The 9,950-nt window shown below is 38.1% G+C and carries 10 protein-coding genes and 1 pseudogene; 5 read left to right on the plus strand and 6 right to left on the minus strand.

What is annotated here, in order from left to right; translation table 11 throughout:
• Window positions 1–17 precede the first annotated feature (17 nt).
• Window positions 18–365, plus strand: coding sequence for a hypothetical protein (locus B2R82_RS10905; RefSeq protein ID WP_286924881.1), 348 nt, complete (start codon window positions 18–20; stop codon window positions 363–365).
• Between the two features lie 171 nt (window positions 366–536).
• A pseudogene (locus B2R82_RS10910) lies at window positions 537–1,099 on the plus strand (IS3 family transposase); the annotation flags it as partial.
• Window positions 1,100–1,159: 60 nt separating this feature from the next.
• Here the strand turns inward: B2R82_RS10910 and dinG are convergent.
• The 6 genes from dinG to B2R82_RS10940 all read right to left on the minus strand — a co-directional run bounded on the left by dinG (window position 1,160) and on the right by B2R82_RS10940 (window position 7,928).
• Window positions 1,160–3,928 carry an ATP-dependent DNA helicase DinG gene (gene dinG / locus B2R82_RS10915; RefSeq protein WP_286924882.1) on the minus strand — a complete coding sequence of 923 codons (2,769 nt, stop codon included), beginning with the start codon at window positions 3,926–3,928 and terminating at the stop codon, window positions 1,160–1,162.
• Window positions 3,929–4,056: 128 nt separating this feature from the next.
• Entirely contained in the window at window positions 4,057–4,440 is a 384-nt protein-coding gene (panD, locus tag B2R82_RS10920) for an aspartate 1-decarboxylase (RefSeq protein WP_286924883.1), read from the minus strand.
• A gap of 1 nt (window position 4,441) precedes the next feature.
• Window positions 4,442–5,296, minus strand: a complete 855-nt coding sequence (gene panC / locus B2R82_RS10925; protein ID WP_286924884.1) for a pantoate--beta-alanine ligase — start codon at window positions 5,294–5,296, stop codon at window positions 4,442–4,444.
• The gene (panB, locus tag B2R82_RS10930) at window positions 5,296–6,132 is read right to left on the minus strand and encodes a 3-methyl-2-oxobutanoate hydroxymethyltransferase (RefSeq protein WP_286924885.1); all 837 of its coding nucleotides are present in this window, start codon (window positions 6,130–6,132) and stop codon (window positions 5,296–5,298) included. Before panB ends, panC begins: the two co-directional genes overlap by 1 nt.
• Before the next feature lie 357 nt (window positions 6,133–6,489).
• Window positions 6,490–7,254, minus strand: a complete 765-nt coding sequence (locus tag B2R82_RS10935) for a CPBP family intramembrane glutamic endopeptidase (protein ID WP_286924886.1) — start codon at window positions 7,252–7,254, stop codon at window positions 6,490–6,492.
• A complete protein-coding gene (locus B2R82_RS10940) occupies window positions 7,251–7,928 on the minus strand; it encodes a TetR/AcrR family transcriptional regulator (protein ID WP_286924887.1) in 678 nt (225 codons plus the stop codon). Before B2R82_RS10940 ends, B2R82_RS10935 begins: the two co-directional genes overlap by 4 nt.
• Before the next feature lie 207 nt (window positions 7,929–8,135).
• Between B2R82_RS10940 and B2R82_RS10945 the strand changes: the two genes are divergently transcribed.
• From B2R82_RS10945 to B2R82_RS10955, 3 genes are read left to right on the plus strand one after another with little or no spacing between them, the layout of a single operon-like run.
• Window positions 8,136–8,456: a PadR family transcriptional regulator gene (locus B2R82_RS10945; RefSeq protein WP_054770306.1), complete on the plus strand. Its 321-nt coding sequence runs from the start codon at window positions 8,136–8,138 to the stop codon at window positions 8,454–8,456.
• Window positions 8,449–9,051 (plus strand): DUF1700 domain-containing protein, encoded by a 603-nt coding sequence (locus tag B2R82_RS10950; RefSeq protein ID WP_286924888.1) that lies wholly within the window; start codon window positions 8,449–8,451, stop codon window positions 9,049–9,051. The genes B2R82_RS10945 and B2R82_RS10950 overlap by 8 nt, the downstream gene beginning before the upstream one ends.
• Window position 9,052: 1 nt before the next feature.
• The gene (locus tag B2R82_RS10955; RefSeq protein WP_286924889.1) at window positions 9,053–9,892 is read left to right on the plus strand and encodes a DUF4097 family beta strand repeat-containing protein; all 840 of its coding nucleotides are present in this window, start codon (window positions 9,053–9,055) and stop codon (window positions 9,890–9,892) included.
• Window positions 9,893–9,950: the final 58 nt, after the last annotated feature.

Below are 9,950 nucleotides of genomic sequence, written 5' to 3' on the forward strand. Positions count from 1 at the left end.
AAGGAGTGGTAAAAATTATGAAAAAACTTTTACTAATCGCTGGAGTCACTTTTATCCTAATCGGTATAGGGCTTTCTTTAAAAAATGGTAGTTATAATGATACGCAAAATTCTCTTGACAATTTGTTTGGATTGCCAATTGAGGTATTAAATCAGATGCATGAAAATCCTACAACATTTAACCAAGATGAATTTACTTTTAACGTATTATCCAAAGGCGGGATACTTATGTTCGACATGTATAATTTAGAACGTGACATACTACTAGCATTGGCTTGTTTTTCACTAGGTATCACTCTGATAATAACTTCTGCAAAAAAAGATTTTGATAATTTTATTAAGAGTGTTTTTGAATTTTTATTCTAATTGCCCTCCCCAATAAATGCATTAATTCATTCATTGGCCAAGTCTAAGTACCACCAGTAATCAAGCTTTGTAGGTATTTTCATATCGCTTATGTCCTCATTTATGATGAAACACTTTTCAGGTACATACGGTATCTTTTCAGGGGTACCGTTTTTCACTTTTTTCAATTCCAAGGTAAAGAAACGGAAACGTACGGGACAACCGGCTCACATTGTTCCTAACTTTATTAGCACGTGATTTTATGGCATCAAAACCGCTAGAAAGGCTCGTAACAGATATTACTTACTTGCCTTTTGGACAATCCATGATGTACCTTTCAAGTATCTTAAACCTATTTAATGGCGAGATTATTGCGGTTTACAATTGGTTTTACACAAGACACCGACTTTGTTTTAGATACACTAAATCAATTACCCAATCTACCAGAAGGTTGTATCCTGCATAGCGACCAGGGTTCTGTTTACACATCTTATGCGTATCAGAAGGCAGTCAAAGAAAAAGGAATTACCATGAGTATGTCTCGTAAAGGCACGCCCACTGATAATTCCCCAATTGAAACGTTTCACTCCTCGCTAAAGTCTGAAACGTTCTACCTCGATGATATTTATCGCACAACAAATGCGTGTGTAATAAATATTGTCGAAGAATACATTTACTATTATAACAATATTCGGATTAAAACGAAATTAAACAACCAGTCGCCGGTTCAATACCGTCAACTGGCTGTAAAATAAGGTGTTTTCATACTGTCTCAAAAATGATACTAAGTGCCAGACTAAAAGGGATTTTATCATTTATTTTTGCCAATGATTCAACTCTTTCAACAGCTCCGGTAGCTGCAGTTTCTTTACATCAATCGGTGGTAAAGCTTTGATGAATTCCTTACCGTACGATTTAGTCGTAATGCGGCGATCCAGCACAATAAAGGCTCCTTTATCTTGGGATGAGCGAATTAGACGGCCAAAGCCCTGTTTAAAGCGCATAATGGCTTCAGGTAATGATAACTCATTGAAGGAATTATGACCCTGTGCGGTAATATGTTTTGCCCGTGCCTTAAATACAGGCTCTTCCGGAGAGGAGAATGGCAAACGTACCACAATAACTGATGCAAGCGCGTCTCCTGGCACGTCCACGCCTTCCCAGAAGCTGTTGGTGCCAAAGAGGACAGCATGGCTAAACTTTTGGAATGACTTTAGGATTCGCATGCGACTGCCTCCAGATACGCCTTGTGCAAAGAGCATATAATCATCAAGTAGTTCGCTATCCTGAATCAACTCTACTGTTTTACGAAGCATTTCTTGTGCAGTGAAAAGGACAAAGCATCGTCCCTCTGTCATACGCACTGTTCGGGTAATCGCGTGGGCGACCGCTTCAATGTATTCATCCTGTGATACATGTTGAATATCTGGCATATCTGTGACAATAAAGGCTTTTGCGCCAGCATAATAAGCTGGAGGTGCTTGTAGCTTTGTTATTTCAACACGATCAGCAATACCAAGCTGCCGAGTCACAAATCGCTCATTCCCTGGCACCGTTAACGTTCCTGAAGTCCAAATAATACTTGCCTGCTTACGCAATGGTGCAAGCACTTTTTCAATAATTGGTGTAACATTTACTGGCTTTTTAAAGGCATGAAGACTACCTGGAACACTACGCACATCAAATTCTAGCCAAACAGAATTTTCAGTCTGAGGGGACAAGAAAATTTCTTCCCATTCAGCAATTTTCATCTTCATTTCACGAATCCAATAATGCCACTCTGATAATAGATAAAGCTCATTATTATCCAATTGCTCAATATTATTCTCAAATATCTGCCCTACTTCTGCTGCTAAATCAAGCCACTGCTGTGTGAGCTTACTCACCTTTAATAGTGGTTCTTTGGCTAAAGGCACATCTTCTAAAAATAGGGTGTATTTGCTGCTTGCCTGTTTACTTTTGATTTGTTGCTGCATTTGTAGAACAGCGCGCTGGACAGTTTCATCAAATGTACGTTGCAGACGTATAAATTGAGTATCTAATCGCTGCAAGCTTTGCATAGGGACTCGCTGTCTTTTCTTAGCGGCTTGACTAAACTGCTGAAATAAAGCAGTTTCTTCCATTGTACCTATTTGACCAAAAATATACTTCCATTGTGTATACGAGAAGACAACTTCATCCTGCTGCATTGTAGCTTGTATAAATTGATGGGCCTCATCAATTATCCAGCCATCAATTTGAGTAAAAATTGGTGTTTGCCGTACTAAATCACTGAGCACCATAGAATGATTGGTCACAATGCAATCAGCTGTCTCACTATTTTTTAATGCCTGCTCATAGAAATCAAAGCCCCTTGTTTTCTCGTCAGGCATTTTACGGATTTTCTCGATAAATAATTGCCCTCCACCTGAAACATTGAGCTCACTCAGGACGCCGGTTTCGGTTTTCGTAAGCCAAACTAAAATCTGTAAAATTGTAAAAGTATCATCATAGGATTCATCTGCGTAGGCCATACATTGCTCAAAGCGTGCAATATCAATATAATGTTGCATCCCCTTTAAAACAGCAATATTGACTTTTGTACCAAGAATTTTTTCAATCTTTGGTAGCTCCTCCTCTACAAGCTGTTCCTGTAGGTGTGACGTATATGTGCTTATGGCAATTTTTTTATCCATAGCTTGGGCATATAAAATCGCAGGTAATAAATAACCCACTGTTTTACCAATACCTGTGGAGGCTTCAATGACACATTCTGTTTTTGCATTCAGGGCCTGCCAAATCGTATCCATCATTTCAAATTGTGCAGTTCTTTCTTCAAAATTTGGCATAGCCTTTGCCATTAACAATGTTTTTTCAGCTGCTGTCTGTGGAAAAGATACAATTTCCGCATGACTAGTATGCTGTTTTCGTCCATCACATATTGCTAAATTCCGGTAGTAGGAAACATTTTCATTCCCCGTTACATGCTGACGTTTAATTTGAAGAGCCTCAAAAAACAATTGAGATACATTTGATTTCAATCTAAATGATCGTCTATGCATTTGCTCCAGCGTTAGCTGTGGAAGCGTGAGTAGCTCCTTCCAGCAGCATATAAAAAGTTCAGCTGTTGCCAGGGCATCATCATCAGCACGATGTGCATTCGCTAATGGTATATTTAGATCTGCTGCTAAATCACCTAGCTTAAAGCTTAATGACATGGGGAACAAGATTTTGGCAAGCTCAACCGTATCCATCTTTTTCCCTTGCCATTTTGGTAAGCCAGCACGCTTAAACTCTGCTTGTAAAAAGGATAAGTCAAAATCTGCATTATGCGCAACAAATACACACTCAGCAAGCAGTTCATATATGTAGTCGGCATATGCCTCAAACGGCAATGCATCCTTTACATCCTTATCCGTAATATGCGTTAAATCCTGAATAAAAGGCGGAATGGCTTTACCAGGATTAATAAACTTTGTAAAGGTACGCTCAATTTGCCAATCTTTTATAATTACAATGGCGATTTGAATCATTCGATCCCCATTTGCTGGAGAATGACCAGTTGTCTCCAAATCAACAATTGCATATTTTTGACTTTCCATCATACATCTCAACTCACAGTTCACATTAGATAGATGAATTTTATCATATATTTAGTTTAGCAGCATCCCTTTGCCTTTTAAGTAAGGCATAAAAAAGAAGCATGCACAATTTGTACACGCTCCCTTTTATGCTACATCACGGTTGCCTCTGGCTCATGGGTAATCATTTCTTTTATCAAATTGCCCTCACCCATAATTGCCACAGTTGGCTTATGCTCTTTGGCCTCTTTATTATCTACATACACATAAGAAATAATAATGACAATATCTCCACGCTGTACTAGACGTGCTGCTGCTCCATTGACACAAATAACGCCTGATCCACGCTCTCCTGCAATAATATAAGTTTCAAAGCGTGCCCCATTGTTATTATTCACAACATGCACTTTTTCATTTGGAAGCATACCTACTGCATCTAAAATATCCTCATCAATTGTAATCGATCCAACATAGTTTAAATCTGCTTGTGTCACTGTTGCACGGTGGATTTTACTGTTCATCATCATTCTTAACATTTTATAATCCCTCTTTCACATTAAAGATACAATTATCAATTAAACGAGTGCTCCCAATATAGACAGCCGTAGCTAATAATACTTGCTCAGTGTTAGCAGTGACTAGTGTTAAATCCGGATACGCTAACAGCTCCATATAATCTATCTTGCCATGAGTCTTTGCAGCAATATGTGCTTTCGCTTTCATAAGAGCGTTCTCTGCGTCTCCATTTGTTAAGAAGCTATCGCGGGCTAGCTGTAGTGCTTCATAAATGGCAGGTGCCTCCAAACGCTCTGCTTGATTTAAATAGACATTTCGAGAGGATTTTGCTAAGCCATCCTCCTCACGTACAATTGGAACGACTCTCATTTCTAACGGATAGTTAAAATCACGAACCATTGTAGCAATTAGAGCAACTTGCTGTGCATCCTTCTGACCGAAATATGCTTTTGTTGGTTGTACTAAGTGAAATAATTTTGATACGACCTGTAAAACGCCATCAAAATGCCCAGGGCGACTCGCGCCACAAAGAATGGTTGCTTGTTCACCCGCCTGAATACGAATGCCACCATCATAAGGATACATCTCCTCAACACTTGGTGCGAAAACAATATCTACGCCTGCTGAAGCTGCCAATTCCGTATCTCGCGGCAGGTCTCGTGGATAGCTTTCAAAGTCTTCGTTTGGTCCAAATTGCGTTGGATTAACAAAAATACTCATTACAACTACATCATTTTCAGCATGAGCTGTCTTTGCAAGTGTTAAATGCCCTTCATGTAAGTAACCCATCGTTGGAACAAGGCCAATTGATTGTTGATCTCGCTTTATTGCTTGGATTTCAGCTGTTAGTGCTTGAATCGTTGTGACTACTTTCATTACTTTACGCCCCCGTATAGCTGATCCAGTGCTTCCTCTTTCATCGTGAAGAAATGCTTTGGTGCTGGGAATGTTCCAGCCTTCACTGCAGTTACATAATCTGCAATTCCACGACTTGCCTCGTTCCCCATATCCCCAAAACGCTCTACAAACTTCGGTACGTGATGGGAGCCGTAGCCGAGCATATCATGATAAACCAATACTTGCCCATCAGCCTCTACTCCTGCACCAATACCAATCGTTGGGATGATTAGATTAGCAGCTAGCAACTCTGTAAGCTGATGTGGAATACATTCGACAACAACTGCACAAGCTCCAGCCTCTTGGCATTTTTTTGCATCTTCTAGTAGCTTCGTTGCCTGCTCTGCGGTTTTACCCTGAACCTTATAGCCGCCAAGTACTCCTGCTGATTGTGGCAGCAACCCTAAATGTGCTACTACTGGAATACCAGCTGATGTTAATTTACGTATTACTGGTATAACCTCATCAGCCCCTTCTAACTTTAGTGCATCCGCACCCGTTTCCTGCATCATAAATACAGCCGTTTTCAACGTCTCGTTTACATCACCATGATAGGAACCAAACGGCATATCCACAACGACAAACGTATCCTTGGCACCACGGCGCACTGCTTTTGCATGATGGACCATATCTGCTACGGTGACTGGCATTGTGGAGTTATAGCCCAGCACCACCATTCCTAGTGAATCGCCCACTAGAATCATATCAACATCCGCTTCCTCCGCGAATCTTGCAGCAGGATAATCATATGCAGTTAGCATAACAATTTTTTCACCTGCTCCCTTCATCTTTAAAAAATCTGAAGTCGTTTTCATCATGTAGTCCTCCTTTTTTAAGGGAAGAAAACAGAAAAACCCTTCCGTTCCTAAATGGACAGAAGGGTAGTGTTTCGTTCATAGTCAAAATTACCTCCTAGATTGCAATATCCATAAGAGGCCGTAACTTGATTGATTTATAGGCATATTGAACATTTAATAGCCTGTATTTTGAATCAGGTTACATTTTTGAACGTTCGTTTTCTTCCGTCCCTGTCTTCAAAAGATCAAGGCAGATATTTAGTAGAAATAGGTCTTACTTTTTGAAGGTGCCGTTCACAAAGGATACTGCCCTTCAGCACATACTATAACAGATTTTCCTACTAATCTTCAATTATTATTTTCTTATAATTACATTTACTTTGAGCTTACTATGGGAAAATTCTTTTTTCGATAGGCTTCAAAAATGGCAAAAAGAAGGAATGCCAATAAAAAGGTCCATAAGCCAGACGCCACATTTGTAACTGGAATAAAAACATCCCAAAGTGAATTTATGAAAGCATGGAAAATAATACAAAGAAAAATGCTATTAGTGAAAAGATAAATAACGGTTAATAAAAAGGATAATGCCAAGGCTGTTAAAGTAAACCAAAGGAAGTTCATATTCATTTGATTAGAGCCCACGACAAACCATAATGGTAAATGCCAAATAGTCCAAATAGCACCTACCATAAATGTGCTGAGTAATGGAGACCATCTTTTTTGCAAAGTTGGCTGTAAAAATCCACGCCAGCCGATTTCCTCTAACCCCCCTCCAATGATCATAATTGGAAGTTCAATAAATGCTAGGTATAGTGGTTCTTCCATTACTGCTCCACCCCAGAGAGTTGGTAAAAAGCAAGCGATAAATGCCAAGCCTATAACAAATATGTACCATGATAAAGGGTGTTTAGCATTTTTTATATTATGGATAAAAGAATGAAACTCTTCTTTCGTTGAATATTTCTTTTTTAACCAAATCTCACAAAATGCTGGCGTGACACCGCCCAGAATAAATAATATCATCGAAACCGCACTGCCAAATTTCAGAAGATTTAGCTGTGTTAAGAGGGCTAAGCCTCCCCATATGAACCATGAAGTTGCAAAGGTTAGAAATAAAAATCTTCTTATCTCTACTCTCAATTCTTTGTCTCCCCTTCCTTAGATCCTAGTAGTAATAACACAGATTTACATAGTGTATTCATCAATTTAATTTCATCAAACTGCATTTGATCAATCGGAAAAACGCCATAACATTTTTGCAATAAAACATCTCTAACAATACCATCAATTGAGGTAACCATAAAAATAGATAGGTCCTCAATCGAAATTGCTGGTTGAAAGCAGCCTGTAGATATTCCCTTACGTATGGCAATAAAAAGATTCTGCATTAAATATTGGCCACTTTCATTCTCAGTAATGTTTGATAAAATTTTCTCTTGTCTTTTTGGATTGTTGGCAAATAAAATAGTGAGTTCAAATTGGAATTTTCCCACCGTCAATAGGTTTTCCTTTATATACTGCCCGAGAAAAGTAAATAATTGAAATATTGATGTTTTGGGGGAATCACTAGTATCCATTATTTCATCAATAAGATGTTTATAATCTGCGTTAGCATTAGCTTGGTTAATGACATCAACAAGTATTTCATCCAAATCTGAATAATAACGGTAGATCCCCCCTTGGCTTACTCCTGAAGCTTTAATAATATCTCTCATCGTAATATCGTAGAGTGGCTTCATTTTACAAACAGTTAAGGCAGAATCTAATATCTTCTTTTTCTTTTCCTGTACATATTCTTTGCTTACTTTTGGCACCTAATTGTCCTCCTTTTTTAAAAATGACACTAGTATCATTTTAAGAATACTTTAGCAACTATTCGAAGTCAAGAAATAAATGACAATAGTGTCATTTATTTTTTTATAGAATTTGACAATTTAATGCTATACATCATATAATATCCCTATACTATATGATATATAATATAAACCCTTGTATAAGTAACCCATTGAGAGGTGAAAAAAATGACATTTCAGCTTGGTTCAGCTTTGCTTGATGCTTGTGTGCTTGCTATTGTCGATAAAGAGGATGCATATGGCTATTTATTGACACAGCAAGTCCAGTCTGTGATGGATATTTCGGAATCAACGTTATATCCGGTGCTACGTCGATTACAAAAAGCAAACTACCTAACAACCTACGATCAGCCATATCAAGGTAGAAATAGACGGTATTACCAAATTACTGAACAAGGTCGAATACGATTACTAGAGCTTTTAAAAGAATGGAAACTCTATAAGGAAAAGGTTGATTGTGTACTATTAGGAGGTAATGTAAATGGATAGAGTTAGCTATTTAAAAAAGCTTCGAGGAAAATTACGTCGGCTTCCTGCGCATGAATTAGATGCTGCGCTTGCCTATTATGAAGAATACTTTGAAGAGGCTGGAGAGGAGAATGAACAAAAGGTTATTGTAGAACTCGGCTCCCCTTCACAAGTAGCCTCTCAAATATTAGCTGATTTTGCACTGAAAGATTTGGAGGCTTCTTCAGAAAAATCAGCTAAAAAGAATATGACAGCCATTTGGCTCATTATTCTAGCTATATTGTCTGCACCACTTTCTCTACCATTACTTGCAGCGGCTATTGCACTGATTTTTTCATTTGGTGCGGTGATTATCAGTTTTATCTTTGCAATTGGGGCTGGCATCCTCAGTATTTTTTTCGGTGGAATTGCCGCCCTTATTTCAGGTTTCTTTATTTTAACAGAGGATTGGCCCACTGCTTTACTCTTTATGGGTGTTGGCTTTATCGTAACAGGTTTGGGCGTTTTACTCTTTCCTGTCGTCGCTCGTTTTATCAAGAAAATCGTCCTTATTTCAGTTGAAACATTAGGAAGATTATTCCACAAAATAATGAGAAAACAAAAAGGAGGTTTTTAAAATGACTTCCAAAAATACTCTTTTAGCAATGACAATGATTGCTTTTGGCATTTTATTAGCAGTAGTTGGCTATTTTTCAGGCGGTCGCTGGTTACTTATCAAAGATGAGGATGGCCTACATGTACCAAGCAATAATACATTAGTTAGTCAATCACATGATTTGGATGCATTTACGAGTATAAATATAGTGAATGACTATGGCGATATTAGCATTATTGCAAATGATAGCAACTATAAGCTAGAAGCAAATGTACTTGAGCAACAAGATGTAACATATCGTATTGAAAATGGAACTTTAACGATTGAAGCAAAAGCGAAGAAAAAGAACCGCATGCAATTTGGCTTTGCTAGCTTTTCTTCACCTTCTATCAAACTCTATGTCCCAGCAGATAAAAAACTAGATATGATTGTGATAGACAGTAAATTCGGAGATACAGCACTACAAGGACTAAATTATCAACAGCTTAATCTTATTCAAGATTACGGTGATATTACATTTACGAATACGACAGGTGAGAAAACAGAGGTTGCCCAGGACTTTGGTGATTTAACGCTCCAACAATATTCTAGTAACGGCATCAACATTGAAAGCAAGCACGGAGATATAAATATTGATGGAACTTTAAATGGTCAAACCACTATTACTTCTAGCTTTGGCGATGCAACGCTTCACTTACAAAATAAACAAAGTGATATTGGTTATGCATTAAAAACAAGCTTTGGTGATGTATCCATCAATGACGAAGAGCAAAGCGGAACAGTGACTCAATTAAACAAGGGTGATCATCAATTAAATGTTTCCTTGTCGCACGGTGACTTAGATGTGTCTTTAAAAAAGTGAAATTAAAATAAGCTGCAAGGATTAAACTTGCAGCTTATTCATGTTGTTGAAATACTAT

This window comes from Lysinibacillus sp. UBA6686 (assembly GCF_002455205.1).
GTDB lineage: Bacteria > Bacillota > Bacilli > Bacillales_A > Planococcaceae > Lysinibacillus > Lysinibacillus pakistanensis.

Excerpts from the sequence above, each read along its gene's own strand:
- B2R82_RS10905 (WP_286924881.1), top strand. The coding sequence starts at position 18 with ATGAAAAAACTTTTACTAATCGCTGGAGTCACTTTTATCCTAATCGGT.
- dinG (WP_286924882.1), bottom strand. The coding sequence starts at position 3,928 with ATGATGGAAAGTCAAAAATATGCAATTGTTGATTTGGAGACAACTGGT.
- panD (WP_286924883.1), bottom strand. The coding sequence starts at position 4,440 with ATGTTAAGAATGATGATGAACAGTAAAATCCACCGTGCAACAGTGACA.
- panC (WP_286924884.1), bottom strand. The coding sequence starts at position 5,296 with ATGAAAGTAGTCACAACGATTCAAGCACTAACAGCTGAAATCCAAGCA.
- panB (WP_286924885.1), bottom strand. The coding sequence starts at position 6,132 with ATGAAAACGACTTCAGATTTTTTAAAGATGAAGGGAGCAGGTGAAAAA.
- B2R82_RS10945 (WP_054770306.1), top strand. The coding sequence starts at position 8,136 with ATGACATTTCAGCTTGGTTCAGCTTTGCTTGATGCTTGTGTGCTTGCT.
- B2R82_RS10950 (WP_286924888.1), top strand. The coding sequence starts at position 8,449 with ATGGATAGAGTTAGCTATTTAAAAAAGCTTCGAGGAAAATTACGTCGG.
- B2R82_RS10955 (WP_286924889.1), top strand. The coding sequence starts at position 9,053 with ATGACTTCCAAAAATACTCTTTTAGCAATGACAATGATTGCTTTTGGC.